This window comes from Sphingomonas sp. Marseille-Q8236 (assembly GCF_965112005.1).
This window is the reverse complement of sequence record NZ_CBCOPO010000002.1, coordinates 748,412-773,101: the sequence shown is the minus strand read 5'-3', so window position 1 is coordinate 773,101 and position 24,690 is coordinate 748,412. Positions and strand designations below refer to the sequence as shown.

40 protein-coding genes are annotated in these 24,690 nt (G+C 65.2%); 14 read left to right on the top strand and 26 right to left on the bottom strand.

Annotation, left to right across the window (positions count from 1 at the left end):
* Position 1: 1 nt before the first annotated feature.
* The 25 genes from ACWPWT_RS15950 to ACWPWT_RS15830 all read right to left on the bottom strand — a co-directional run bounded on the left by ACWPWT_RS15950 (position 2) and on the right by ACWPWT_RS15830 (position 11,556).
* Positions 2–307 carry a VpaChn25_0724 family phage protein gene (locus ACWPWT_RS15950; protein WP_454278951.1) on the bottom strand — a complete coding sequence of 102 codons (306 nt, stop codon included), beginning with the start codon at positions 305–307 and terminating at the stop codon, positions 2–4.
* Positions 304–651 carry a DUF2730 family protein gene (locus tag ACWPWT_RS15945; RefSeq protein ID WP_454280512.1) on the bottom strand — a complete coding sequence of 116 codons (348 nt, stop codon included), beginning with the start codon at positions 649–651 and terminating at the stop codon, positions 304–306. Before ACWPWT_RS15945 ends, ACWPWT_RS15950 begins: the two co-directional genes overlap by 4 nt.
* Positions 648–869, bottom strand: coding sequence for a hypothetical protein (locus tag ACWPWT_RS15940; protein WP_454280511.1), 222 nt, complete (start codon positions 867–869; stop codon positions 648–650). The genes ACWPWT_RS15945 and ACWPWT_RS15940 overlap by 4 nt, the downstream gene beginning before the upstream one ends.
* Positions 866–1,237 carry a hypothetical protein gene (locus ACWPWT_RS15935; RefSeq protein WP_454280510.1) on the bottom strand — a complete coding sequence of 124 codons (372 nt, stop codon included), beginning with the start codon at positions 1,235–1,237 and terminating at the stop codon, positions 866–868. The genes ACWPWT_RS15940 and ACWPWT_RS15935 overlap by 4 nt, the downstream gene beginning before the upstream one ends.
* A 7-nt stretch (positions 1,238–1,244) precedes the next feature.
* Positions 1,245–1,532, bottom strand: coding sequence for a hypothetical protein (locus ACWPWT_RS15930; RefSeq protein WP_454278947.1), 288 nt, complete (start codon positions 1,530–1,532; stop codon positions 1,245–1,247).
* On the bottom strand, positions 1,529–2,116 hold the full coding sequence (locus tag ACWPWT_RS15925; RefSeq protein WP_454280509.1) for a glycoside hydrolase family 108 protein: 588 nt from the start codon (positions 2,114–2,116) through the stop codon (positions 1,529–1,531). Before ACWPWT_RS15925 ends, ACWPWT_RS15930 begins: the two co-directional genes overlap by 4 nt.
* Before the next feature lie 65 nt (positions 2,117–2,181).
* On the bottom strand, positions 2,182–2,511 hold the full coding sequence (locus ACWPWT_RS15920) for a hypothetical protein (protein ID WP_454278945.1): 330 nt from the start codon (positions 2,509–2,511) through the stop codon (positions 2,182–2,184).
* Positions 2,512–2,537: 26 nt separating this feature from the next.
* Positions 2,538–2,813: a hypothetical protein gene (locus tag ACWPWT_RS15915; protein WP_454278944.1), complete on the bottom strand. Its 276-nt coding sequence runs from the start codon at positions 2,811–2,813 to the stop codon at positions 2,538–2,540.
* A complete protein-coding gene (locus ACWPWT_RS15910; protein ID WP_454278943.1) occupies positions 2,810–3,502 on the bottom strand; it encodes a regulatory protein GemA in 693 nt (230 codons plus the stop codon). The genes ACWPWT_RS15915 and ACWPWT_RS15910 overlap by 4 nt, the downstream gene beginning before the upstream one ends.
* Positions 3,499–3,675, bottom strand: a complete 177-nt coding sequence (locus ACWPWT_RS15905; RefSeq protein ID WP_454280508.1) for a hypothetical protein — start codon at positions 3,673–3,675, stop codon at positions 3,499–3,501. Before ACWPWT_RS15905 ends, ACWPWT_RS15910 begins: the two co-directional genes overlap by 4 nt.
* Entirely contained in the window at positions 3,672–3,803 is a 132-nt protein-coding gene (locus tag ACWPWT_RS15900) for a hypothetical protein (protein WP_454278941.1), read from the bottom strand. The genes ACWPWT_RS15905 and ACWPWT_RS15900 overlap by 4 nt, the downstream gene beginning before the upstream one ends.
* Before the next feature lie 4 nt (positions 3,804–3,807).
* Positions 3,808–4,773 carry an AAA family ATPase gene (locus tag ACWPWT_RS15895; RefSeq protein WP_454280507.1) on the bottom strand — a complete coding sequence of 322 codons (966 nt, stop codon included), beginning with the start codon at positions 4,771–4,773 and terminating at the stop codon, positions 3,808–3,810.
* An 83-nt stretch (positions 4,774–4,856) separates the two neighbouring features.
* Entirely contained in the window at positions 4,857–5,141 is a 285-nt protein-coding gene (locus ACWPWT_RS15890) for a hypothetical protein (RefSeq protein WP_454280506.1), read from the bottom strand.
* Positions 5,142–5,154: 13 nt separating this feature from the next.
* Positions 5,155–5,337, bottom strand: coding sequence for a hypothetical protein (locus tag ACWPWT_RS15885; protein WP_205396630.1), 183 nt, complete (start codon positions 5,335–5,337; stop codon positions 5,155–5,157).
* A 38-nt stretch (positions 5,338–5,375) separates the two neighbouring features.
* On the bottom strand, positions 5,376–7,310 hold the full coding sequence (locus ACWPWT_RS15880; protein ID WP_454280505.1) for a transposase domain-containing protein: 1,935 nt from the start codon (positions 7,308–7,310) through the stop codon (positions 5,376–5,378).
* A complete protein-coding gene (locus tag ACWPWT_RS15875) occupies positions 7,307–7,771 on the bottom strand; it encodes a hypothetical protein (protein ID WP_454278048.1) in 465 nt (154 codons plus the stop codon). Before ACWPWT_RS15875 ends, ACWPWT_RS15880 begins: the two co-directional genes overlap by 4 nt.
* Entirely contained in the window at positions 7,768–8,064 is a 297-nt protein-coding gene (locus tag ACWPWT_RS15870; protein WP_454278936.1) for a hypothetical protein, read from the bottom strand. The genes ACWPWT_RS15875 and ACWPWT_RS15870 overlap by 4 nt, the downstream gene beginning before the upstream one ends.
* Positions 8,057–8,239, bottom strand: a complete 183-nt coding sequence (locus ACWPWT_RS15865; protein ID WP_454278935.1) for a hypothetical protein — start codon at positions 8,237–8,239, stop codon at positions 8,057–8,059. The genes ACWPWT_RS15870 and ACWPWT_RS15865 overlap by 8 nt, the downstream gene beginning before the upstream one ends.
* Positions 8,236–8,508, bottom strand: a complete 273-nt coding sequence (locus ACWPWT_RS15860; protein WP_454278934.1) for a hypothetical protein — start codon at positions 8,506–8,508, stop codon at positions 8,236–8,238. The genes ACWPWT_RS15865 and ACWPWT_RS15860 overlap by 4 nt, the downstream gene beginning before the upstream one ends.
* Entirely contained in the window at positions 8,508–9,242 is a 735-nt protein-coding gene (locus ACWPWT_RS15855; protein WP_454280504.1) for a hypothetical protein, read from the bottom strand. Before ACWPWT_RS15855 ends, ACWPWT_RS15860 begins: the two co-directional genes overlap by 1 nt.
* A gap of 11 nt (positions 9,243–9,253) precedes the next feature.
* Positions 9,254–9,511, bottom strand: a complete 258-nt coding sequence (locus ACWPWT_RS15850; RefSeq protein WP_454280503.1) for a hypothetical protein — start codon at positions 9,509–9,511, stop codon at positions 9,254–9,256.
* Positions 9,508–10,011: a MarR family transcriptional regulator gene (locus tag ACWPWT_RS15845; protein WP_454280502.1), complete on the bottom strand. Its 504-nt coding sequence runs from the start codon at positions 10,009–10,011 to the stop codon at positions 9,508–9,510. Before ACWPWT_RS15845 ends, ACWPWT_RS15850 begins: the two co-directional genes overlap by 4 nt.
* Positions 10,008–10,949 (bottom strand): hypothetical protein, encoded by a 942-nt coding sequence (locus tag ACWPWT_RS15840; RefSeq protein ID WP_454280501.1) that lies wholly within the window; start codon positions 10,947–10,949, stop codon positions 10,008–10,010. Before ACWPWT_RS15840 ends, ACWPWT_RS15845 begins: the two co-directional genes overlap by 4 nt.
* 2 nt (positions 10,950–10,951) lie before the next feature.
* Positions 10,952–11,317 (bottom strand): hypothetical protein, encoded by a 366-nt coding sequence (locus ACWPWT_RS15835; RefSeq protein WP_454280500.1) that lies wholly within the window; start codon positions 11,315–11,317, stop codon positions 10,952–10,954.
* Positions 11,314–11,556, bottom strand: a complete 243-nt coding sequence (locus ACWPWT_RS15830; protein ID WP_454280499.1) for a hypothetical protein — start codon at positions 11,554–11,556, stop codon at positions 11,314–11,316. Before ACWPWT_RS15830 ends, ACWPWT_RS15835 begins: the two co-directional genes overlap by 4 nt.
* Before the next feature lie 2,049 nt (positions 11,557–13,605).
* Between ACWPWT_RS15830 and ACWPWT_RS15825 the strand changes: the two genes are divergently transcribed.
* The 4 genes from ACWPWT_RS15825 to ACWPWT_RS15810 all read left to right on the top strand — a co-directional run bounded on the left by ACWPWT_RS15825 (position 13,606) and on the right by ACWPWT_RS15810 (position 16,820).
* Entirely contained in the window at positions 13,606–14,175 is a 570-nt protein-coding gene (locus ACWPWT_RS15825) for a hypothetical protein (protein WP_454280498.1), read from the top strand.
* Positions 14,172–15,404 carry a DNA-methyltransferase gene (locus ACWPWT_RS15820; RefSeq protein WP_454280497.1) on the top strand — a complete coding sequence of 411 codons (1,233 nt, stop codon included), beginning with the start codon at positions 14,172–14,174 and terminating at the stop codon, positions 15,402–15,404. Before ACWPWT_RS15825 ends, ACWPWT_RS15820 begins: the two co-directional genes overlap by 4 nt.
* A 180-nt stretch (positions 15,405–15,584) precedes the next feature.
* Positions 15,585–16,124, top strand: coding sequence for a hypothetical protein (locus ACWPWT_RS15815; RefSeq protein ID WP_454280496.1), 540 nt, complete (start codon positions 15,585–15,587; stop codon positions 16,122–16,124).
* Positions 16,125–16,202: 78 nt separating this feature from the next.
* Positions 16,203–16,820 (top strand): hypothetical protein, encoded by a 618-nt coding sequence (locus tag ACWPWT_RS15810; protein WP_454280495.1) that lies wholly within the window; start codon positions 16,203–16,205, stop codon positions 16,818–16,820.
* Positions 16,821–16,902: 82 nt separating this feature from the next.
* On the opposite strand, the gene ACWPWT_RS15805 is transcribed toward ACWPWT_RS15810, so the two are convergent.
* Positions 16,903–17,094: a hypothetical protein gene (locus tag ACWPWT_RS15805; RefSeq protein WP_454280494.1), complete on the bottom strand. Its 192-nt coding sequence runs from the start codon at positions 17,092–17,094 to the stop codon at positions 16,903–16,905.
* Positions 17,095–17,243: 149 nt separating this feature from the next.
* Between ACWPWT_RS15805 and ACWPWT_RS15800 the strand changes: the two genes are divergently transcribed.
* From ACWPWT_RS15800 to gp17, 10 genes are all read left to right on the top strand, one after another.
* Positions 17,244–17,444, top strand: coding sequence for an HNH endonuclease signature motif containing protein (locus tag ACWPWT_RS15800; RefSeq protein WP_454280493.1), 201 nt, complete (start codon positions 17,244–17,246; stop codon positions 17,442–17,444).
* A 219-nt stretch (positions 17,445–17,663) separates the two neighbouring features.
* Positions 17,664–18,020 (top strand): P27 family phage terminase small subunit, encoded by a 357-nt coding sequence (locus tag ACWPWT_RS15795; RefSeq protein ID WP_454280492.1) that lies wholly within the window; start codon positions 17,664–17,666, stop codon positions 18,018–18,020.
* A 1-nt stretch (position 18,021) separates the two neighbouring features.
* Entirely contained in the window at positions 18,022–19,794 is a 1,773-nt protein-coding gene (locus ACWPWT_RS15790) for a terminase large subunit (protein WP_454280491.1), read from the top strand.
* Positions 19,791–21,161, top strand: coding sequence for a phage portal protein (locus ACWPWT_RS15785; RefSeq protein WP_454280490.1), 1,371 nt, complete (start codon positions 19,791–19,793; stop codon positions 21,159–21,161). Before ACWPWT_RS15790 ends, ACWPWT_RS15785 begins: the two co-directional genes overlap by 4 nt.
* Entirely contained in the window at positions 21,158–21,784 is a 627-nt protein-coding gene (locus tag ACWPWT_RS15780; protein WP_454280489.1) for an HK97 family phage prohead protease, read from the top strand. Before ACWPWT_RS15785 ends, ACWPWT_RS15780 begins: the two co-directional genes overlap by 4 nt.
* Before the next feature lie 26 nt (positions 21,785–21,810).
* A complete protein-coding gene (locus ACWPWT_RS15775; RefSeq protein WP_454280488.1) occupies positions 21,811–23,121 on the top strand; it encodes a phage major capsid protein in 1,311 nt (436 codons plus the stop codon).
* A gap of 82 nt (positions 23,122–23,203) precedes the next feature.
* Positions 23,204–23,389: a hypothetical protein gene (locus tag ACWPWT_RS15770; RefSeq protein WP_454280487.1), complete on the top strand. Its 186-nt coding sequence runs from the start codon at positions 23,204–23,206 to the stop codon at positions 23,387–23,389.
* A gap of 4 nt (positions 23,390–23,393) precedes the next feature.
* The gene (locus ACWPWT_RS15765) at positions 23,394–23,954 is read left to right on the top strand and encodes a head-tail connector protein (RefSeq protein WP_454280486.1); all 561 of its coding nucleotides are present in this window, start codon (positions 23,394–23,396) and stop codon (positions 23,952–23,954) included.
* Positions 23,954–24,298 (top strand): phage head closure protein, encoded by a 345-nt coding sequence (locus tag ACWPWT_RS15760; RefSeq protein ID WP_454280485.1) that lies wholly within the window; start codon positions 23,954–23,956, stop codon positions 24,296–24,298. The genes ACWPWT_RS15765 and ACWPWT_RS15760 overlap by 1 nt, the downstream gene beginning before the upstream one ends.
* Positions 24,291–24,686, top strand: coding sequence for a tail completion protein gp17 (gene gp17 / locus ACWPWT_RS15755; RefSeq protein WP_454280484.1), 396 nt, complete (start codon positions 24,291–24,293; stop codon positions 24,684–24,686). The genes ACWPWT_RS15760 and gp17 overlap by 8 nt, the downstream gene beginning before the upstream one ends.
* Positions 24,687–24,690: the final 4 nt, after the last annotated feature.

The following is a 24,690-nucleotide window of genomic DNA, read 5'->3' as shown; positions in this document are numbered from 1 at the left end:
CTCAATCGACCTCGGACGGGTGCGCGATCCCGTCGACGAACGCCCGGCGCTCGACATGATGCCGCCCCGCCTGGCGCAACTGGGCGACCATGACCGTGCCGATCTCGGTCACGCGGATGACCTCCAGTTCGGCCATGCGGGTCAGCTGGGTCCTGATCCATTCGCGGGTGCGCGAAATGGCGAAGGCGTCCAGGACGTGTTGGATCGATACTTCATTTAATCGACCGTCCGACTGCTGGCACAATTCCTTGAGGATGATCAGCCGCGCATCGGCCTTGACCCGGTCCTCATAGCTTACCCCGCTCACGCCTTTTCCTCCCGCATGTGATCCTCGATCCGCCGCATCGTGCGCGTCGCCGCCGCCACCTCGGTCTCCACGACCCGCATCTGCCCGATCATGGCGGTGATGCTGTTCTTCACGTCGTGGAGGTCATCCTTGGTCGGCACATGCTTCATCTCGGACTCGATGCGATCGACCCGGCGCGACACGGCCTCGCCCTCGGAGTCGAGGCCCTGGCAGAGTTTCTGAAGCTCCTGGATCGCCTTCTCGCCGGGCTGGCGCATCTGGGCGAGCCACATCCAGATGAGGTTGGCGATGCCCAGTAGCGCCGACGCGATCGCGACCAGCTGCCACACGATAGTGATGTTCATTGTTCCCCCTGAAGCCCGGCCGCCTGGGCGAGCTTTTCCTTACGACGCGCGCGGTCGGCATCGTTCTGCGCGCGCATCGCCATCAGCCGGTCGAGCAATTCCGACTGACCGCCGGCCGCCAGTGTCTCGGCGATCGCTTCGCCCAGATCCTGGACGATCTCGAAGGCGTCGGTCGCGCGCTCCATCGCTGCGAACAGTTCATCGATATCGACCTTCATGGCCGCACCCCGACCAGACTGCGCATCTCGGCGATCAGCGGCTTGGCGTGCGCGATCGCGTCCGCCATCGAGGCGGCATTGAAGGTGTCATAGGCGGCGCGCGCCCGCGCGACCCATATGCCGGCCGCCGCGTCCAGGCGTTCGGCCCGCGCGGCGCGCTCGCCGACCAGGTCGCCCCGGTCCACCGCGCGCTCGATCGCGCGGCCGGCGACACGCCAGGACGCCTCGATCGCGATCGCGGCACGTTCGTCCAGGACGGTCCGGTCGGCGACAACGGCAGGCCCCGGCACCGCATGCAGAGCGGGCATGGGCGCGCAACCGGCCAGCAGCGTCAGCGCGCAGATGATGATGGGGAACAGCGTATGCATCGGCGTGCTATCCTCTCGGGGGAATGCGATCGACAGCGGCGTTGAGCCCCGACAGCAGCGCGCCCATCTGCTCGCGATCCTTCGCCGGATCGCGCAGGCCCACGGCAAAGCCGATATAGCCGGTGACGACGATCGCGGTCGAAATCGACTTGAAGAACTCGTCGCGCCGCAGCTCGGGGAACGCCGCGATCATGCCCAGAATCACGAGGGTCAGCGTGAACAGACCCACCGCGTACCAGCCGCGCGCACTGGGATAGCCGGGGCCCAGGCGATGGAGGAATTCCCAGAAGGTCATCGCGCGATCACCTTCTTCGCCATCTCGACCATCCGGCCGAACCAGCCATAGGTGAATGCCTCGTTGGCGGGGCGCGCTTCACTGATCTCGATATAGCGCGCGCCCTTCAGCGAACGGATCGCGGCCAGGAGCCGCTCGCCGCCCTCCTCACCACGCCGCTGCCGGAAGGCGTCGAGCGCCAGCATCGACACCGGCCCCAGGCGCGCGTCCACGATCAGGTCGGCATAATGCGCGCCGTCCTGGTTGAAGACGTTGAGGCAGCGCTGGAGGAAGGTGCAGGCAACCGACACGCCTTGGTTGACGGCGATGTCGAACAACTCGACGCCGACCGCCGGGTAGCGCATCGCCACCGTGGCGATGCCGGGGCCCATCCAATAGGCACTCCGATAGGTGTCGATGGCATCACCGCGCGGATAGGCGCGCATGTCGCCGGTATAGCCATAGGCGCGCGCGACCTGTTCGGTCACGCCCCAGCGCGTCGCGCCGCCCTTGTCGGCGGGGTGATTGCTATACCCGCCCTCGCGACCGATCAGATCGTCGATCATAGCAAGGACGGAGTCGGTGGTGTTGAGAATCGTCCCCATGGGGGAAGCCATGCCCGCTGATGCGGGCACGACCCATGCCTTCCCGAGAAGGCATCATGGTTAGTTTAGCGGAACATATCCAGCTGGGGGCTGCTCTTGGCATCGTCGGGGACGCGACGGAAGAGCTTTTCGACGCCGCCCTCTGTAATTTGCAGGGCCCTGGCAACGCGCGCGTTGCTCCAGCCACGGGCGCGATAGTGCTTCGCGCGGATTTCGCGCGCAAGCGGAACCTTGATCACGTCGGGAGCCAGGCGCTCGACCAGCAGGATCGCGGCGTCCTTGCCGACCGCCTGGACGATCTCATGATCGGGGTCCAGCTTGGTCGGGATATACAGGCGCGTGCCGCCGAAGGCTTCGGCGAGGCGGACGAACGCCGCCTCGCCGATCAGCTCCACCAGGTCGGGGGCATGGCGCGTGCGCATCAGCGGCGATGCCGGAGCGCGCGGGCGTTGTCGGCCGGGTGGGCGGTCGGCAGCACCGTCGTCACCACGCCGTCGCGCACGACATAGGTCAGACCGTCGATGACGATCAGCGCTTCGCCACCGCCCATCCTGGCGATCGCGCCGTGGGCGGTGGCGAGTTGCGCCGACAGCGAAGCGCGGACCGCCTCCACGTCCATCCCGGCCCGCTGGAGGAAGCGCAGCAGCGCGTGATCGCTGACGCGCGGGCCGATCGACAGGGTTTCGCGCGGCTTCACTTGCGCCCCGCCAGGACGGCACCCAGTGACCGGGCGACCAGGTCCAGCGTCTCGGCCGATGCGAAGATCAGCTGCACCTCGACACCGGCCAGCGAGAATGCAGCCGTGTCCACGTCCCAATGCTGGGGGATCAAGTCCGCCGCCTTGAGCTTGGCGAGGATCGCGATGCACAAACGGCGCTTCAGGTTGATCGCCACCGCATTGGACGGCAGGCCCGCGACCGACTGGTCCCAGCCGTGGCGCTCGGCGATCGCCTTGAGCCCCTCGACCAGCCGGTAGACCAGCGACTGGTTCGCCCATTGCAGTTTGTCACACCCCAGTTGGCGGCGCGCGAACGCCTCCAGTGCTCGTTCGCTCGGGTCCTCGATCGCCTTCAGGAGGTAGAGCGATATCCACATCGCGCGCGCCTTGCGGGCGGCGGGATGATCCGCCACCGCCGGGTTGCCGCGACGGCCGGACGCGCGGGCGGTCGCCTTGAAGCCCTTGGCCTCGAACGCGCGCACCAGCTTTTCGAGTTGCGCCTGGCTGCATTTGGCGGCGCTGTCGCATTTCACGATATCGATCAGGATGGCGACATAGTCGTCATCGCTCAGACGCAATTGCTTCTTGGCGATATGGACCTTGGCCAGCAGGGACCGGCGATGCTGGTCGCTGGCGTCGAAAGTCGCCTTGCGTGCGGTAGCGGTCATATAACGCGATCCTCCATGATGGCGCGGATTTCCGGGCGCGGGCGGCGGCAGCGATGGGCGATGATCGCGATCGAGTCGCCGTCCGCCTTCCACGCCGCGATCGAGATCATCTCGGCGATCGTCGCGGGCGAACCGCGACGATCAAATTGCAGGTTGGGGTACATGCGCTTCACGACACGATGCCCCGGATCAGATCGAGGATGTCCGGCAGCGCCAGGCCGAGAGTCCCGCAGGCGCTCAACTCGACCAGGCGGTAGAACATCGGATTGGCGCGGCGCTCCGCCGCATAGGCCCGCCACATTGGATCAGGCCGCCAGCTGACGGGTGGAAAGCTGGCTCCACGCGTCCTGCATATGCGCCAGCTCGATCGCGGGGGCCCGGTCGGCGGACATCAACATGCCGGCCGTCTCCAGCATCATCGTGCAGGTCCGCAGGCCGCCCGGCTGGCGCGCGATCTGGACGATGAAGGCGCGCATCGCCTCGTCCCCGATCCCCCAGGCATCCGCGAGCGCCAGCGCGTCGGACTCGCGCGGCCCGTCGAAGATCATGCGCTGGGCGATCCGGCTGGCAAGCCGCGCAAAGGCATGGGTGCGGTTGCCGAGCGTCAGGCGGGTCAGCACGTCGGTGTTGCCGACCAGCGCGATCCCGGCCCCCGTGCTGTCGTGCCAGCCCCGGATTTCCTCCAGCGCCTTCTCGCCCAGGTGCTGCGCTTCGTCCAGGATCAGCAGACCGCTACGGTTCGCCATCAGCGCCTCGATCCGGCTGGTTAGCGCGATCGGCGTGCCTTTGCGCTTTTCCTCCTCGACGCCCAGCGCCTCCAGCACCTTGTACTGCATCGTGCTGATCCCGCCCGACGACGGCTTCATGGTGGCGATCCAGACGTTCGACACAGCGGCCTGGTAGTTGCGGCAGGTCGAGGTCTTCGACGTGCCGGGGCCACCGGCGATCACGACCATGCGGCCCCGGTGCCCGATCGACAGGATCGTCTCCATCTGGCGGGTGGTGTCGGTGCGGAAGAACGACGGGGGCTCGGGCATCTCGACGGCGATCGCCGCCTGCGAGGTCAGCATCTGGCGATAGCGGAAGACGGCCTCGGCGATCTTCTTCAGGTCGCCCTTGTAGCCGCCGTTGGGGAACTGGCTGATCGTGCCGTACTTCACGCCGATCTTGGGCGCGAGCTCGGTCCAGCTCTGGCCGGTGGCCGTCTTATGCTCGATCAGCCACTTCTGCTGTTCCTCGATATCGATCGGTAGGTTCTGGGGGTCGTTCATGATAGTCGGCGCTTTCGCTTTGTGTGGGGTTCTTCGTGCAGAGCGGGTCGCGCGGGGGTGGCACCCCCCGCGCGGCCATTCGGTCAGAGGTCGATGAACTGGAGCGGGACTTCGCGGATCAGGTCGATGTCGATGATCACCGGACGGAAATCCTCGTCGGCCGGCAGCGAACTGAGCGTGACAGGCTCGCCATCGAAATCGTCGAGACCCAAGGTCTCCTCATCGATCAGGCCGAACGTCGGCCAGCCCTCCAACACTGCCTTTCCTTCAGGCGCGGTGATGACCGCCGCCCGCAGCTTGCCGTGCTTATCGACGTAAGTGGCAAGCCAGCGCTCGGCGTTCGTCGGCGGGGTGGTGGTATGCGTCATCATGTTCTCCTGGTCAGATCAGGTCGTGGTAGAGGCCGTTTTCGCAACAGGCGGTCGGATGGGTGTTGTGGTGATCCGGCGAGTGGATGACGGCACACTTGATCGTGATGGCATCGCCGTTGGCGTCGAAGCCCCGGATGCGGATGTTCGCGCCCGACCGGGTCGCGCTCCAGTTCCTGATGGTCCTTTTCGTCATCGTCTTTTTTCCAGGCCCGGATAGCGCCGGGCGTCGCGTCAGCCGACCAGTCGCAGGTGCGACAGGCGGTCGAGGACGGGGTTGAGAGGCGCTTGAACGGCCTCTGAAACGGGTTTGAGCGCGGCCGCCGTCTGGCCCCGGTGGCGGACCGGCCGCACCACCGACGGGGACGGCGCATCCGCTTCGTCGGGATGCTCGGGCATCATCGCGGCGAGCTTGGCCGCCTCGATCAGGCCGGTCGCCTTCTCCACGTCGCGCACCTGGCGACGCAGGTCGGCTTCCTGGGCGCGGCGCTTGCCGGCACTGGCCTTGTCGAAGAACCCGGTCTTCTCGATCGCTGGCGCGGTGCAGATGAACGCACCCGACCGCTCATAGACATGGACTTCGCCGTGCAGATTGTCCGGGTCGAACCGCACCGTCACGCGCTTGCCGCTATGGTCCGCCAGTTCGGGTGCCCAGTAGCGATTGCCCTCCAGCGTCAGCTCGCCCGTCTTGCGATCGGTGAACCGGTCCTCGGCGGTCAGCAGCGCCAGGCGCTGTTGTTCGGGCGTCGCCTTGCCGATCGGGGCGACCGCATAGGACGCCATGAAGACATCGTCGAAGCTATGCCGCCCTTGCGCGGTTTCGGTCCGCCGGTTTGGCTTGGCGTTGTGCGCGGCGATCCCGGCATCCACCAGCGCGCGGAATTCCTCGATCGGGATCGCGCGCGAACCGTAATTCTCGGGCTTCGCATCAGGCTTGTTGCCAGTGTACGCGCCTGCCAGCGCCGGATGCTTGGCGATGGTATCGCAGAGATCGCGGAACGCGCGCTCGATCGGCTTGGACTGGCCGCGATAGGGCGTTGCCCAGTGGATCGCGATCCCCAGCGCCGTCAGGACGCCGGTCGGCTCCTCATCCTTGATCTTGAACCGGAACCGGGTCTTGGCGCCGCCCGTGATCGTCTTCGACGCGAACGCCCGGCCATTGTCCATCAGGCAGGCCTTGGGGATGCCCCAGGTGGTGAACAGGTCGGCAAAGACCAGCCGGGTCGACAGCGCGGACTCGCTCTCGTCCACGCGCCAGGCGAGAATCTTGCGGCTGTAGATGTCCTGGATCGTCACCATCATCGGGCGACCGATCCGGCCGTCCGGCCAGCGGCAGAAAACGTCGAACTTGTGGCCGTCAATATTGACGGCCTCCAGGGCGTGCAGCTCCATGACAGACCTTTCTTGGGAGGGAAGTGTCTGGCGCAGGGCCTCGCTGCCCTGGCGCTTGAGCGTGACCAGGCGCTGGTCGATCTCGCGATCGAACTTGCGCCGCAGGGTCCGCTCGGTCGGGAAGATGTGCCCAGGAAACGCCCGCGTCATGCGCCCGTAGCAGGCGCTGAAGGTGGGCTGTTCGGGACGCATGAAATCCGAGATGAGGAATTGCCAGGCGTCGAGCGACACCGTCGCCTCGACGCCACCGCCCTGACGGCGCGGGGCCAGGTGCGCGAGACGATCGGCCAGCGCCACGCCATCGACCAGGCCCAGCCAGCCCCAAAGCGTCGATATGCCCACGCCCTGATCCTTGGCGGCCGCCGGCACCGCCGCCGACCGCGTCATGCCCGCCGCCACCAGCGTATCGACCAGCTGCACGACCGCCAGCCGGCGATGCGCCTCGGACTGGACGCGTTCGCCCGCGCCCTCATACCAGCGCCACAGCTGGGAGGCCTGGACGGGCGGCTCATCCGACACGTTCGCGACCACCGCCACGCCCATGGCGGCCAGCGCGCTGCGCGTCGCCGGCGGCAACACCGTCAGGTGATATTCCAGGCCACCACCGCGCGCCTGGCGCGGCCGGGCCAGCGGCATGCCCTTGGCATCGACCGCGATCGCCCAGCGTTCTTCCGCCGCACGCTCGTTGATCTTGCGCTTGGTGGTCGGCAGGCCGGCCAATGCCAGCTCGGCCAGTTCGGCCGCCGTGAACCACTCTTTTCCCCCGTGCAGTTTCACATCGCCTCCCGCGCGATCGGCTGCACCCTCGGGCGCAGCGCCTTGATTTCCTCATCCAGCCGGGCGCGCTGCGCCTTCAGGCTGCCCAGCCGCGCCGCCAAAATTTCCTCGCCCACCAGCAGCGCGCCGCCGATGCGTCGCACCAGGCTGTCCAGCAGGTCGTAGCGTTCGGTCACCGCGATCAGCGCCAGCAGTCGCGCCGCCGAGATGTTGTGTTCGGCCCGCGCCTCCGACGCATAGGCATCGAGCATGTCCTTGCTGACGCGCTCATCCAGCAGCGCCGACATCGCGCCCGCGATCTCATGGCGCGAGCGGTCATCGCCCTTCAGCATGATCGACACGCACCCCGACACCACCCGGTCGAGCCCCGCCAGATCGGCCTCGGCGCGCGCAGGCGCGGGCGGATCGAACGAAAAGCCCAGCTGGATCGTCTCGGAGGTGCGTATCTTGCGCTTGGTCACGCGACCGCCCCCTCCAGGCGAGCAACCGCCTTGGCCCACATCTCGTCGGCAACCCGGCCGTGCCGTGACATGGACAGCCGCGAACGGTCCTTGCCCGGCAGTGCGGCCCAATGGGCATCGCACACGCGCTGACCGACCCGCATCGCGACGTTGCAGTCTTTCACTTGGCAGAGGCGGTCCGTTACGGGTGCCGACTTCGTGCTTTCGAGTACGAAATCACCGCCAAGCCGGGCGGCGTCTTCGCGCGGCAGCAGCGCGGCCACCGCCGCATCGACGACGAAGCGATCAGCCATGATGCACCTCGACGATCGGTGCGAGCGGCAGCGCGGTCGCACACCGGGCGCATTCAGCGGATTGGCGACCGATATGCCAGCTGGTCGAGCCGCAAGCCGGGCAGACGCTGCCCGCCTGATACAGCGGTCGATACCCACGCAGCGCCGGGGCGGCGGGAAGAGCGGCCGCGATCACTGCACCATCCCCGAAGGCGCGCCGGACTCGAGTCGATGCAAGACCGCGATCCCCTTGGTGATGTCATCGATCAGCATCTGCGCCTGCCGCGCATCGAGCGCGCAGAGGAAAGCCCCCTTGGGGCAGACCGTCGTGACGGTAATGCGGTCGCCAAGCACCGATACCGGCTGCACATTGACCGCGATGCCCATATTGGGCTGCTTTTCAGAAGACACCGCGACCGACGCGACGATGACGGGCCCGCTGAAAACATTGGCAGCGCCTGCCATCACGACGCACTCCCGCCGATCGCAGCATGCACCATCGCCAGCCGTGCCTCCGCAGCCTCTGCGCGCGCCGTCATCGCAACCAGTTCCGCCGTCGATGCCGGCTGCGCCAGGCGCGCGCCGATTTCCTCCAGCAGGTCCGTGACGGGCAGTGCGGACAGGTCGAGGAGCGTCTGTTCGGCGCGGTCGCACAGGGCGTCCTCGATCAGGCTGGCGGCGGCCTTGTTGAGCGACAGATCGCGCTCATCGGCGCGCGCCATGATCGCCTTCAGCAGCGGTCCCCGTGCCAATATGGAGACATTGCGGAAATCGTCGGACGGTTTGGGATTGGGCAACGCTTCCTCCTCTTGTGGAATGACGCTCGGCAGCGGCGTCGGGGCAGGCACCGCGACCGGTTCGGGGTCGCGGGCGATCGGTGATGGAGCCGGGGCGCGGCCACGGAAGGTCGGGCGGCGACCGTCGCGGCAGAAGCCGCACAGCCCGCCAACCAGACGCTCGGACTCGTCGCCGCAATTGTCGCATTCACCCGCGACACCCTTGGCCATCGTCGGGTCGATCCGCGACAGGCTCGCCGCCAGATGCTGGTCCTGATTGGTGCTGGCGTCGTCGGCGATATCGGTCATGGAACGCCCCTTGGGCAGGCTGTTGAACAGAGTCGCGAGCTGATCGGCCCCGCAGGGCAGCTTCGCATCGCGCAGGTTGGCGGGGGCCGGGCGGCGCGCCGGGAACGGGACCACCTCGGCACCCATCACGCATAGGCTCCGCCGCTGGCGGCCAGCGCCGCGCGGTACCGCGCATCGCTCGCCCGCGTCCGCCGGTCGAAGTCGGTCAGCATGCCGGTGGTGATGGTGTAGCGGCGCTCCATCGTCAGGACGGTGGACAGGCCGGTGCCGAAGCAGAGGGCGACCGACTCGGCACGCTCTCCCGCGTCCAGCGCATCCATGATCTGCTCTTCCTTGGCGGACAGGCCGAAATTCTCGCCGTCCGCGCGACGCTGTTTGGTCATGACTTCCTCCACTTCCCGGAATCGATCAGGTCGCGCGCCTCGGTCACCGCGCGCTCGAACGCGACGGTGTCCCGGCGGGAATTGCTGCGGGTGATCCGTTCCCGCAGCGCCGGGGGAAGCGCGAACCAATGGTGGCGACACATCAGGTGCCCGCGCTCGACCGGCGTCGCGCAGCAATCGGCTGCGCAGGTGACGACCCGTCCCAGCGCGCGCGGCGCATTCCGGTCCAGGCTCGCCAGCGTCACGCCGCGCCGGGCCAGCTCGGCGGTCAATTCGCCGGTCGCCACGCCGCGCAGGTCGATGGCATCGGGCAGGCGCAGGCCATGACCCGACTTTTCCTTAGCCAGAAGCCCGGCGTCGATCAGCGCCTTCACCGCATAGGTGGCAGTGCCGTAGGGCGTGCCGGTCAGCTTCGCGACATCCGCAATGGTCGGCGACAGACCGCCGACCGCGATCGCCTCGCGCACGTTGTCGAGGACACGGGCATGAAGCGGCGTCATGCGGCGTCCCTCATCGGCCCGCGCCGCATCGGAGCCAGCAAGCGCTGGGCTTCCGCCGGGATGGCGTCGTGGAATTGCGGGCTCTGGAACAGCGCCAGCCGTTCCGCCGCGCTCATCCGCGCCAGCGTATCCAGCACGGTGTTGAATCGCTTTTGATCGGGGCGTGTCGCTTCGCGCGCGGGACTCGTCCGCTTGATCGCGTCCGCTACCGTCTTGCACGGTTCCTCGCCCGCGTCGCCGACCAGTGCGTTGAGCGTCTTGGCCTGTTCCGATGCCTCCATCTTCGCAAGCGTGCGCAACTGGGTCGCGTTCTTCAGGATCGGATGCCGGGCTTCGCGTAGCCGGTCCACGACGGACGGGGCCAGGCGGCGATACAGCATCAGGTCGCGCTCAATCGTCTGATGACTGAAACCCAGTTCGGCCGCGACTGCCTCGACGAAGCCGTATACACCCCTCACGGTGAGGGTTGCATCAACCGCCTCATCTTTCACGGCTTTTTGCCACCGTGCTGCTGCCGATCCCACCCGCCCATCTACGGTAGGGTCGATGCCGGCACGCCGCTTATGGATTGCTACCGCTTCGGCGATGAACGCCGCACGATCGACTGGCGCAAGGTCTGACCGCCACAGGTTTTCGCGCACTTCACGAAGCCGCCGGTCGTCGCGATCGGCGCTGACGACCTCGGCCTTCAGATACGCGATGCCCGCAAGCCTTGCCCCCTCCAGCCGGTGCCCCCCGACGACCAGCGTCCAGCGATTCCTCCCTGGGAGGCGGCATACCTGGATAGGGGTATCCTGCCCCTCACGTGACATGATTTGCCCCAGCGCTTCAGCCCACACGGGATCGACTGGCCGCAGGCGGTCCGCCACATCGATCTCATCGGTGCGAACCAGAACGAAGTCGGCGAGCGCTTCTTCGTGCAGAACGGTTTCCGTCATGGTCAACGCGCTCCCTGCGCGAAGCCGGGTCGGACCTTGGCCTGATCCAGGCGCGCCCAGGCGCGCTGGAGGGACGAACGGCCAGGGGTCCGGGCAGGACCTACGGTTTTGCTGATCAGGTCGCGTAACTCTGAAAGGTACATCTGGCGATGATTGTCGATCACTAGGTTGCGCACCTCGACGTCACCCCAGAATTTCGGGTTGCGATGATTGACCCCCACCTTCGGAAGGCGCGCGACCATCTTTGCCCCTCCATGGGGGCGGGCCGCGATCATCGCGGACCAGATGCGTGCGGCATCGGGATGGGCCGCAGCGGCAATCATCTCCGCCGTAGCCTGAACGGGCACAGTGACGGCGGCCATGTTCAATTCACCGTCCCACTTTGACGATGCGGAATGACCGCAGAGGCGCTATTATCCGATCTTTCGGAACCGCTCTCTATGAGGACCTTCTTGACCGCCTTCTCCACCTTTGCGCTTTTTCGGCCTCGCAGAAGGTCATGCACCGACTTTCGCGGCAGCCCCGCAGCGCGCTCGAATGCCGCTACGGAGCCAAATCGGCGCTTTATTGCCGCCTGCGCATCAAATTTATCGATCGACGCCATCACATGATCAATCCTAAATCTCGTTCCGATATCTCGGATACAGCCACAACAAGACGGCGTAAACCCCTTAGTTCCGAAAATCCGATCGGAATCCGAATTATCACCGCTTTGGAAGGGCGAGGTCTAAAATGGCTCAGCGGAGAAACCGGAATCCCGGATTCGACGCTAAGTGGTTACGTGGAGTCTGGGATATCTAGCGCCCAGAATGCGGTACTGATTGGCCGTGCATTGGATCGTTCGGTAGAATGGCTGATGACCGGCGCCGATCGACCTATAGGGGACCGGCGTACAATCGCTGCTGTCGAAGACGCTGACTGGGTCGCGCTGCCGTTTTACAATTTGCGGAATGTCGACGACAGTTCCCTTGGGAACCCCGAATTCCATACGCCAGTTCGCCGGGATTGGCTTAGCACAACTGTCCGCGTCACTAGCAATCTATGGTTGACCCGCCTCATAAGCGATTATCGGGCGGCAGAATTATATGAGGATATGACGGTCTTGTGCCGATCAATCGATTTATCAGAGCTAGCTGAAGGGTACCTTTGCCTATGGCGATATAACGGTAAGATCGTCACGGGCCGGTTTTCAGTCATCGCTGACGCCTTGGCAGCGACACGTATTCGCACAAACACATTTGATAGCGAATATTCGTCACAGGAGTTGGTGATTTCGTCCTCTCAAATTGCAGATGGAGATGAGGGTTACCGCCTAGTCGGTCGCATTCTTAGTACGTTTATGCGTCCCATTTGAGGGGAGAAGGCATGGTGAAGAGATGTGCTGTTGCGCTTTTGCCAATCGCAGTCCTTATGACCGGCTGCGATCGAGAAGTAGAACAAACCGTTCGCGCCCATATGAAAGACCCCAGCTCGGTCACGTTCCGAAACGTCGAAAGGTGCGGTGGCGATGGCAGTACCGTTTGGCGAGGCGAGTATAATGGCAAAAATAGCTTCGCCGCATATAGTGGATATGAGGTCTTTCACGTGGAAAATGGGGTAGTCGAATTCAATTCGACGGGTCCCATTGCTACGAAGTGCATGGCCGAGATGAAGGCCTATACCAGGCAGATTATAGCCCGGACGAAGGGCACTACGCGGTGAAAATGGTTAAGCCCCCGCTTGAGCGTATCGCGCGTGCCCTGTGCGTGGCTGCTGGCAATCCTCCTGATGTACGGTTCGAGGGGCGGGCCATGTGGTGCAGCTATTTGCCCGAAGCCGTCGCAGCATTGGACGCTATCGCCGAGCCGACGATAGCTATGATCGAAGCGGCGGAAGATGCTGGCGTCGCTTGCAAGACCGCCCGAGTATGCTGGTCGGTGATGCACAAGGCCGCAAAAACGGGTCCCACTTAGCTGAACCAGACATCTGGGTACGGACCAGATTAGCGCCAACAAAACCTAGTAATATCAATGGTTACCCACTTGGCACAAGGTTTCCCGAAAGTGGGACCATCTACGTCCCACTTCTTTGTGGACGCGCCGGCGCCGACCGTAGCCTCGTGACCGTCTAAGAGGGCCCTGAAAGCCCGCTTTTCCGCCAATCAGAGGTTTCTAAGAGGCCCCGGCTGCCGACGCGCTTGACTCCAGCCGCTCCTGTCCAAGACCTGTCAATTTGTCCTCTGACTCTTGACATAGTCCGGCACCGCCAAATCGGGATCAGAGGCCGAAAGAACCGCAGAAATCAGCCGTTCGCCCGCCGAGTTGCGGGCACATCCGGTTCCCCCCGTCTACTCCAGACTGTCCTGTCACCTCACACACCCCCACCCGGGTAGTATCCCGCGCGTCCACACGTGAGGCGGCTCGCTCGACCAAGGCCCCATGGCCTGCCGACATGCCACCGCCTCCCGAGGTCTCGGACGACCAGTGGGCCGGGTACATCGCCCACCGGGTGAAGGCCCGGAAGCCTCTGACGGCGCGGGCCTACACGCTTCTGGTCGCCGCCCTGGCCGAGCATGCCACCGACGAGTGGCCGCCCGGGGCGATCGTCGACGAGATGGTCCAGCGCGTCTGGCTCAGTTTTAAACCCGAATGGCTCCCCCGAAAATCGGACACCCGCAATGGCCAACGACATCACCACCGTGACCCCGACGAGCTCCAAAACCCTATGGTGCGGGCTCTCCGAAACGCCGAAGCTCGAGAAGCTCGTCAAGGAAGCGCCGTCGTTCAGCCACGTCTGCTCTCCTGAGGAGCGGACCGCGCTGGTCGCTCTGGTGCCGCAGTACGAGGCTTCGCTGTTGCCAGCGTCCCGGCAGGGCTGCCGCCGCGCGATCGCCAAGCTGGCCATGGCCTATCCGTCCGCAAAGGTCAGCGACATCGAGGCGGAAGCTCGGCTGGAGATTTACGCCGATGCGCTCGACGACGTGCCCGGTGACGTGCTCGCCGCCGCCTGCGCCGCCGCGCTGCGCGAAAGCCGGTTCTTCCCTACCCCGGCCGAGATTCGCGAGCGGTGCGGCATGCTGGCCCGGCGCAAGTGGGGCCTGTCCAAGATCCGCGCGCTGGTCGCGACGCATGACCGCATGTGGCGCCCCGATCCGGCACCGCTGAGCGCCGAGGAGGCGGCCGAGGTGTCGAAGATCGCGGCGCGGTTCAAGACTGACGACCAGGCGGCGGAGGCCAAGGCAGCATGACCTATGAGGTGCTTCACGGCGACTGCCGCGCGCTGATGGCGGAGATGGAGGGTTGCAGCGTCGACTCCGTCGTCACCGACCCGCCGTATGAATTGACCTCGGCCCGCCCCGGCGGCCGCTCGCCTGCCACGCAGGGCAAGGTGATGAAGGGGTTCATGGGGATGGAGTGGGACGGCAGTGGCGTTGCGTTCGATCCGGAGACCTGGGCGGCGGCGCTGCGCGTGCTCAAGCCTGGCGGTTGGCTGGTCGCATTCAGCGGGGCCCGCACCTATCACCGGATGGCCTGCGCGATCGAGGACGCTGGGTTCGAGATCCGCGACCAGATCATGTGGATTTATGGTTCTGGCTTTCCGAAGGGCGGCAACCGCGGCGGCAAGGGCACCTGCCTGAAACCGGCGCATGAGCCGATCGTGCTGGCGCGTAAGCCGCTGATCGGCAGCGTGGCGGCGAATGAGGCCGCGTTCGCCACGGGTGCTTTGAGCATTGATGCTTGCCGAGTGGGCTGGGAGGGCGGAATTGCCCCCCAGATCGGCACCCCCGGCTGGGGTGGACCTGCAAAACGGCTCAATGCTGCACCCGGTCAGGATGGTGAAACGGTAGAGCGGTCTGGCCCAAATGCACTGGGCCGGTGGCCTGCCAATGTCGTGCATGACGGCAGTGACGATGTGCTGGCGGCATTCCCCGATGCTCCGGGCCAACAGGGCGACTTGCGCGGCCATGCCAAATGCCGCCAGTCTCCGAATGGCATCTTCGGTGGCATGCGGCCCGCTCTCGACCACGCGGCGCGAGGTGACACCGGCACGGCGGCGCGCTTCTTCTATTGTGCCAAGGCCAGCAAGGCGGATCGCGACGAAGGACTAAGCGCTTTCGCACCTCAGGCTTTCGTGCAGTTCCAGACCGGCAACGGTGAGAGCGGCAATGCAAGTAGCCTGAGCGCGGGCCGCGACACGGTGTATCGCAACACCCATCCGACGGTGAAGCCTGAGGCGCTGATGCGCTGGCTGGTCCGCCTGATCACGCCGCCCGGCGGCCGGGTGCTCGACCCGTTCACTGGTAGCGGATCGACCGGCAAAGCGGCGGTGCTTGAGGGCTTCGACTTCATGGGCTGCGAGCTGACGGCGGAATATCTGCCGATCGCCAATGCGCGCATTGCCGCCGCTGTGGCGCGGGCAGAGCAAGCCCAGGCGGCCGCCCCGCAATACGACATGTTCGATGGGGCGGCAGCGTGAGGTGCCTAAAAACCACGGCGCCCCGCCACCGTTTGAAACGGTCGACATATGCTTCCGTAACAAGGTCGTCGTGCGGGGGATCAGCCCCAAGTGGTGGCGGTGGACGCTCAACGATCCGGCTTATCCGCCGGACTACGACTTCGACATCATTGAATGGCAACTGCCTCGAGGAAAAGCGCCATGATCACGCTCATTGAGCTGCCGCGCTTGAGCCAGCACCAGTCGGCGATCACCGCTGCGTACCGTGCCAGCATGTCCCTGCAAGAGGCGGGATGGATGCGCTTCCCTGCTGTCTGCTGGGACAGGCCTGCAATCGTGGCAATGGACGGCGACCGCTGCGTCGGCGCGCTGAACTATCACGAAGATGAGGACGAATTGGCCGTCTGGGTAGACTTCGCGTTCGTCCTACCATCCCATCCGAAGGTGATGGCGGTCCTGCTGTCTCGCTTCCGGCGCCTCTATCAAACGTCGCAGTTCGAGGTTGTGAGGTTCACCTGCCATCCGGGCAATCAAGCGATGACGAAAGCCGTGTCGGTTCTCGCGGCCGAGGTCGTCAGCAGCAGCTACCGCATTCCCATGTCGCGCCTGGCGACTGTGATGCCAGTTCGTCCGGCAGTGCCGGGCACGATCAAACTTCAGACCGGCGCGCATTTCTTCCCGGACTGGCTGCTGCGCGTGGCGACTAAGTGGCGAGGATCGGCGAGGTCGACTGGCAGCTGACCGCAAAGGGGTGAGCGATCCACGGTGTTTATGGTATGTTCTCAACAGATTGGCAGGGCGGATTTTATGGGGCGGCAGATGAATAGCGCGGCGTTTCGGGCGGCAGCGGCGGCGGCGGTGTTGGCGGGCAAGCCGGCACCAGTGCGCAAGCTTCCGAAGCCAGTGAGCAAGCCCGCGCGCCAGCCGGTGCAGGAGCACGTCGACGCGACGCCGGAGCGCATTGCGCGGGCCAGCGACGCCGATGGTGTGCGATATGACCGCATCGTTGACGCGACGATCGAGAAGGCGGGAGAGCGGGCCAAGCTGACTCGCCAGTTCGTGGACCGCTGGATTGACCGCATGCTTGCGCGCAAGCAGCTGACCTATCCGCAGTGGTTCGCATGCGATTGGTACGCCACCCTGCACGCTGCCGCCCACAGCGCGGCGCGCGTGGTCGCCGACTATGGCGAGGGGTGTGGCGGCGCGGGTCGAGAAAATTATGGGCAGCCGCTGTCGGCTCGCCAGTGGGATGCGCGCCGCCGCCTGCGAGATGCTCGGACGGCAATCCCGACCAATATGGCAACGCTGTTCGATCAGGTCGTGATCGAGGACGCCATGCCCGCATTCCGCAACGGCCAGCAGCGCGCCAGGTTCGCCGCGCGCATCGCCTCGGCCGCCCAGCATTTGGCCGTCGCGATCAACGCGCCAGGCGCTTGACGACAGGGTCCGTTTCGTCCATACCAATCTATAGATGTGAGAGCCGCGCCCGACAGGGTCTGCGGCTCTCATTGTTTGTAGGTCAGTAGGTCAGATGCACCTCAGCGTGCACGAACGCCCCATCGGTCGTTACCGCGAAGTCAATCCGCTCAACCTGCAGGTTTGACGTTCCGCCCCTATGACTAAAGCGTACCCAGCTGCCGACCGGGGGCAACGCAGGCCAGTCGACCTCATGACCATCTCTATGGTCATCACCGTAGATCATCACCTTCACGTTCAATCCATCCTCTGTTCGGGGGCGCTATGCCCAGCCAGCCGCCAACATTCCGGCCCAGGGCCGCGCCGCAGCGTCGCACGAAGGGATGGGCGAGCACCAGCCGCGAAAGCCGGCAGGCCCGTGGCTATGGCCGAGCGCATGAGCTCATGCGCGCACGCGTTCTCGTGGAGGAGCCGGTGTGCCGCATCTGCGCCGCCGCAGGGCGCATCGCTGCATCGACCATCGCAGATCACATCACCCCGAAGGCCGAAGGCGGCACCGACGACCGGTCGAACTATCAAGGGGTCTGCGATCGCTGCCACCGAGCCAAGACCGCCGAGGAGGCGGCACGCGGCCGGCGCAGCTGAGGGGGGGGGGTGGGCCAAAAGTCTGGAGCCGCATGGCTGAGGACCGATGGCCAGTCGAATTTTCACGCGGGCGAAATCAAAGGGTAAAAAGGTGGCCGCATGGCGAGAGGTGGACCGCGCCCCGGCGCAGGTCGGAAGCGCACTGACCCCGCGCTGAAGGCCACTGCCAAGGAGCGTTCTGAGTTGGCCTTGGCCACCCCCCCTCTCCTGCCCAGCGCCATGATCGCACCACTGCACCTGTCCGACCTCGGGCAGCTGATGTTCAGTGAGATCGCGATCATGCTGGCGGAGGGGCAGCGCGCAAATCCGCATTGGGCGCAGCACGTCGCACTGCTTGCTCAGCGCCTGGAACAGATTCAGCGTTGGCAGTCGGTGCTGGAGGTGGAGGGCGACACCTACGAGACGGTCACCGCGTCCGGCGGCCGAATGATCCGTGCACGACCGGAGGTAGCCATGTTGTCCGACGCCATGCGCCAGGCGCAATCGCTGATGGGAGAGCTGATGCTCAATCCATCAGCCGCGCTCCGCATCGCCGAGGGCCACAAGCCCAAGGTGGGCGAGTTCGACGATTTCTGATGTGGCCGGACCAGGACCAGCGCAGCCCGCGCGCGACTATGCGGCGATCGCGACCCAGTATGCACGCGACGTCGTCAAGGGGCGCATCCCGGCTGGGCGCTTCGTTCGCATCCAATGCCAGCGCTTCCTCGACGAACTGAAGGAGCAGCGGCGCAAGGTCTTCCCATTCCGCTTCGACGTCGAAAAGGCGGCGCGCGTGTGCCGCTTCATCGAGCGGCTGCCTCACACGAAGGGCAAATGGGCGGCAGGTCGCGAACGTATCGCGCTCCAGCCCTGGCAGATCTTTGCGATTGGCGTGCCGTTTGGCTGGGTGCACAAGGATGGCAACCGCAAGGGCTTGCGCCGCTTCCGCCTGATCGTCGTCGTTGTGCCGCGCAAGAACGGCAAGTCGGTGATTGCTGGCGGCATCGGTCTCTATATGCTCTGCGCCGACGGCGAGGCCGGGCCCGAGGTCTACTCGGGTGCGACCACCGAAGGGCAGGCATGGGAGGTGCTGAAGCCCGCGCGGCTGATGGCGCAGAAGCTGCCCGCGCTGTGCGCCAAGTTTGGCGTCACAGTGAACGCCAAGAACCTGACGATCGAGGCGGACGGCGGCAAGTTTGAGACGCTGATCGGCGATCCTGGGGACGGGCAGTCGCCTAGCTGCGCGATCCACGACGAGTATCACGAGCACCGCGACGACGGGCAGGTCTCCACCATGGAGACCGGCATGGGGGCGCGGGATCAGCCGGTGCAGCTGATAATCACGACCGCGGGCGAGAACCTCGCCGGTCCGTGCTACGCGATGATCCAGGACGAGCGGAAGAAGCTCGCCGGGATCGGCCACAACGGCGGACCGCCGATCGAGGACGAGACGTTCTTCCTTGAGCACGCGGCCGACGAGGGCGACGATTGGAAGGCGGAGGCCACCCTCCGCAAGGCCAATCCCAACTTCGACGTGTCGGTCGGAGGCGACTATCTTCGCGCCCGGCAGCGTGATGCGATCACCACCCCGCGTAAGCGGGGCATCTTCAAGACCAAGCACCTTAACCTGTGGGTCGCGTCAAAGTCGGCGTATTTCGACATCGAGGCGTGGCGCCGCTGCAAGTCCGATGACGTGCCGATCCGCACCGCGGATGGGCTCGAGCTGGAGCGGTATCGCGGGCGCCGGGCGATAGGCGGTCTCGACCTCGCGTCGAAGATCGACATCGCGGCGTTCGAACTGCTGATCCTCCCTGAGGGCGACAAGGCCACGCCGGACGATCCCTACATCCGTATCGGCCGATATTTCGTACCGTCCGAGCGGATCGCCAATGTCGCGGCATATGGCGGGTGGGACGCTCAGGCGCTGTTCGACGTCACCGAGGGCAACATCATCGATTACGACGAGATCTACGAGGCGATTATCGAGGCGTCGGATGTGCTGCAGATTGAGCAGCTGGCATACGATCCGCACCAGGCGACGATGCTGGTAACCAAGCTGCAAAAGCAGGGCGTGCCGGTGATCGAATATCGCCCGACGGTGCTGAATTTCTCCGAGCCGATGAAGGAGCTCGATGCGGCTACCAAGGCGGGCCTGATCCGCCACGGGGGATGCCCGGTCATGGAATGGCAGATGTCGAACGTCGTCGCGACGCTTGACGCCAAGGACAACGTCTATCCGCGCAAGCCGCGCGAAGAGGACAAAATCGACAATCCCGTCGCGCTCATCAGCGCGTTCGGCATCGCCATTCAACCTCAGGAAGCGGGGCCGGACATGGATGCATTCCTCGCTGCCGGAGCGATGCTCGCGTGAGCATTCGTTCGATCATATCCGGTTGGATCGGGGGCACGGCGCCAGCCAAGCTGGATGGAACGCCCGCCGACCGCGAGCACAATGTCAGCATCGGCTGGGGCACGGGCCCGACCTTTGCGCGAAAGTCAGTGACGCCCGACAGCACCATGCAGCTATCGGCCGCTTGGGCATGCGTTCGCTTGAACGCCCGCACGATCGGCTCGCTGCCGCTGAAACTGTACGATCGCGGCAATAACCTCACCCGTTCGGTGGCGGATCAGCACCCCCTGTACCGCGTGCTGAACGACCGCCCGAATCCCGACCAAGGCGCGATGGAGTTTTGGGAGGGGCAGATCACAGCCCTCAACCTGCGCGGCAACGCGTATGCGCGGATTGGGCGGCGCGGGGACGGGCAAGTCGTCGCGCTATGGCCGCTGTCACCTGATGCGGTGCGCGCGTACCGCGCCGATGATGGATCGCGGCGCTATGTCGTGACGACCGGACGGCGTGAAGACGACCTGCCCGCGTCCGAGATATTCCATCTGCGCGGCTTCGGCGCTGGCGGTGACAGTGGCCTATCGCCGGTCAGCTATGGTCGCCAGACCATCGGCACTGCTCTGGCATCAGAGGAGGTCGCCGGGTCGACCTTCGCGAATGGCCTTCAGGTCGCCGGGTTTGTCGAGATGGCGACTGGCGTCCAGCTCAAGCCGGAGCAGCGCGAACAGCTGATCGCGATGTTCGAAAAATTCTCGGGATCGTCGCGGGCAGGCAAGGTCATGCCGCTCGACGCCGGTATGAAGTTCACGCCGCTGGCAATGAGCCTAGCCGATTCTCAGTTGCTCGAAAGCCGTCGGTTCTCCGTCGAAGAGATTTGTCGGTGGTTCGGCACGTTCCCCATCCTGATCGGCCATGCTGCCGAGGGGCAGACCATGTGGGGATCGGGCATTGAGCAACTGGTGCTGGCGTGGCTGACGCTGAGCCTGGGGCCGGAGCTGACCCGGATCGAGGAAGCGATCCGCTGCCAGTTGATCCTGCCGCAAGAGCAGCACCGGTTCTATGCCGAGCACATCGTTGAGGGCCTGCTGCGCGCCGATAGTGCGGCGCGCGCGGCGCTCTACGCCTCGCTGGGCCAGAACGGCGTCATGAAGCGCAATGAGATGCGGGCGAAGGAAAACCTGCCGCCTGACAGCAGTCCCGGCGCCGACATGCTCACGGTCCAGTCCAACCTGATCCCCCTCGACCAGCTTGGGGCTCAGGATACAGGCCGCGACGCGGGCAAGGCGCTGATGAGCATGCTCGGCCCGGACGTCGAGACGATGATTGATGCGCGGGTGAAAGCTGCCCTGCTCGGCCACAACGGCGGGCCCCGGCTGGAGAATGGCAAATGAACGAACTGGGCTTCGGCTTCGAGATCAAATCGATCGACGAGGCGGGATACATCTCGGGCATCGCGGCCGGGTATGGCAACGTTGATCACGGCGGCGACATGATCATGCGGGGCGCGCTGACCAAGGCGATTGCCGGGCGCGCATCGGTGCCGATGCTGCTGTTCCACGATCACAAGCGGCCCGTTGGGTCGTGGTCGAAGTTCGATGAAACTGACGGCGGCCTCAATGTCGAGGGTCGGATCGCGATCAAAAGCGAGGCCGGGCGCGAGGCCCATGCACTGGTCGAGGCCCGCGCGCTCAGCGGCCTATCGATCGGGTATAAGACCTTGCGCCATAGCTTCGAGGGCAAGACCCGACAGTTGCATGAATTATCCCTGCATGAGGTGTCGCTGGTGCCGGTCGGTATGAACGATCGCGCCGTCATCACGCAGGTAAAGGCCCTCGTGGAAGCCGGCGGGATGCCGTCTGTCCGCGAATTCGAGGAGTTCCTGCGGGACGCCGGTGGCTTCTCGAAGTCCTTGGCTGCGGCGATCGCCGCCAAGGCAACGCCGCATCTTCGGGGGGAGCCCGAGGTCAAGGCGGATACCGACCTAGCCGACCTGTTGCGCGGGCTGGCTGGCTGATCCCCAAACTGCCGAAAGGGCAAATGATGAGTAAGAAACTGCTGTTTGCCGGTGCGACCATCGCACTCGGCGCGATGACTGCTGCCGAGCGCTCGAAGGGGCGCTACATGCGCGGTCCTGATCACCCCGCCTTCCCCACCCTCGAAGGCAAGTCGGCCGGTGACATCGGCCGCGAGCTGAAGGGCTGGTTCGAAAGCTCGCTGAGCACCGTCCGCCAGGTCGCCGAGAAGGCCGAGGGCGAGGTGAAGCGCTTCGGCACCATGACCGAAGAGACCAAGAGCACGGCCGACGAGGCGCTGCTCCGCCTGAACGTCGTCGACGAACTGAAGTCGCGCCTCGACGATGTCGAGCAGAAGATGACCCGCCCGGGCGGCGCTGGCATGGGCGAAGAGGTGAAGAGCTTCGGCCAGCAGGTCAGCGAAAGCGATGCCATCAAGTCGCTCGCCAGCAAGGAGCGCCCGTACGCCCGCATCGAGTTGAAGGCGATCACTACCGCCAACAATTCGGCTGGCGGCTTCATCGTCTCCCAGCGCGAAACGGAATCGGTGAACCTACCGCGTCGCCCCGACCTGATCATGCGCGACCTGCTCACGGTCATGCCGATCGATACCGGCTCGGTGGATTATCCCAAGCAGTCGGTCCGCACCAATGCGGCCGCGCCGGTCGCAGAGGGCAACGCGAAGCCGTACAGCAACTACGGCTGGACCCGCGCCACCGCGCCTGTCCGCACCATCGCCCACCTGGCGAAGCTGACCCGTCAGGCCCTCGACGACGCCCCGCGTCTCCAAGCCGAGGTCGACGCCGAGATGCGCTATGGTCTTGCTCTGGCCGAGGAAAGCCAGATCCTGCTGGGCGACGGCACCGGCGAGAACCTGCTGGGCCTCTACCCCCAGGCAACCGCCTATTCGGCCCCCTCGGGCATTTCGATCGCCGCGCCGAACAAGATGGACAAGCTGCGCCTCGCCATGCTGCAGGCTTCGCTTGGCCTGTATCCGGCCGATGCAATCGTGCTGCACGAAACCGACTGGACCGACATCGAGCTGACGAAGGACGGCAACGGCCGGTACATCTTCGCCAATCCGACCGGTGTTGCTGGGCCGGTGCTGTGGGGCAAGCGCGTGCTGTCAACCGTGTCGATGGCCCAGGGCACCTTCCTGGTCGGCGCGTTCCGCGTCGCAGCCACCCTGTACGACCGCTTGGCGCCCGAGGTTCTGATCTCGTCGGAGAATGCCGATGACTTCGAGAAGAACCTCCTCACCATGCGGTGCGAGGAGCGTCTTGGCCTCGCGGTGAAGCGCCCTGCGGCCCTGATCAAGGGTCCCTTCGCCAACGCATAACCCCTGCCGGGCTGGTTCACGCCAGCCCGGTTCTCCGGAGCCGCGCTCATCCCACGGTTCCGGAGAACCAAGGAGAACCCTCATGAAGACGTTCTATGCGCAGGAGCCGCACCTCGACGGCACCAAGCTCTATAACCCGGGCGACAAGCGCGAAGCCGACGAGAACGATGTGAAGCATCTCGTCGAACTGAAGGTGCTCGGAGACAAGCCTCCCACCAAGCCCAAGGCTGCATCCAGTAAGCCGGAAGGCGAAGGCGCAGGCTCCTGATCCGATGCGCGTCTTCGTCATCACCCCTCCCGAGCCGCTCGAACTCGATGAGGTGAAGGCTCACCTGCGCGTGGAAGGTGATGACGAGGACACGCTGATCCAGGCCTATGTCGCTGCCGCCACGGCCCATATCGATGGACCGGACGGCTGGCTCGGCCGCGCGATCGGTATCCAGATCCTTGAGGCGCGCTGCGATACCCTCACCTGCGGCAATTGCATCCGCCTCCCCTTCCCCCCAGTCATCGAGCTTGTCAGCGTGTCGTATCTCGATGCCGCAGGCGTCGAGCAGATGGCCGACCTGGAAGACGTCGACGTCATGGGCCGGGACTTGGTCGCATCCGGTGCCGAATGGCCCTGGCTCGGCGGATCCACCCGGCGTGAGGCTGTCCGAATCCGCTACCGTGCCGGGTATGAGACCATCCCCGCCCCGATCAAGGCGGCGATCCTGCTGATGGTCGGCGACCTGTACCGCAACCGGGAGACGGTCAGCGCGGGCGCGATGACGCAGGTGCCGATGTCAACCACCGTCGAAAACCTCTTGGCCCCCTTCCGGGTCTTCGACTGATGGATGCGGGGGCGCTCGACCGGCGGATCACCATTGAGCGGACGACGCCGGTCGACGATGGGTATCAGACCCGAGCGGGCGCGTGGGTGCCCCTTACAACGGTATGGGCGCAATATCGTCCTGGGAGGGGTTCGGAGCGCTTTGCTGCGGCTATGCAGTCGGCGAGCCAGCCTGCCGCTTTTTGGATACGCTGGTCGAGCAAGGTTGCGGACGTGGGGCCTCAAGATCGCGTTCGCTTCGAGGGGCGGTTGTACCAGATCACGGCTCGCAGCGAGATTGGACGGCGTGAGGGCATCGAATTGATGTGCATCGCGTCCGATGATGGGAGCGGCGGCAATGGGTGACTATCGCGTCGCCCTTCGAGCGAGATTCCTCGCCGATCAGACGATTGCCTCCGTTGCGGCTGAGCGTGTCGATTGGTCAGTGCTGCGGCAGGGGGCCGGTTTTCCCGCTATTCGTCTACAGACCGTGTCCGATCAACGGCAGCGGCACATGACGGGCGTCAATGTCTATCGGCCTGTCCGCATTCAAGTGGACTGCATGGCGCTAACGATCGGCGACGTCGTACAGATGCGGGAAGCCGCGGTCGCGCTGCTTTTGGCCAGCGGCACCTTTGATGGCGTGCGATTCGGTCGCGCCCAGGAAATCACGATCCGCGATCTCGGCGAACAGCGAGACGAAGGCTTTGTTCACCGCGACACGATCGATGCGGTGCTTTGGAACGACGGATAAGGAG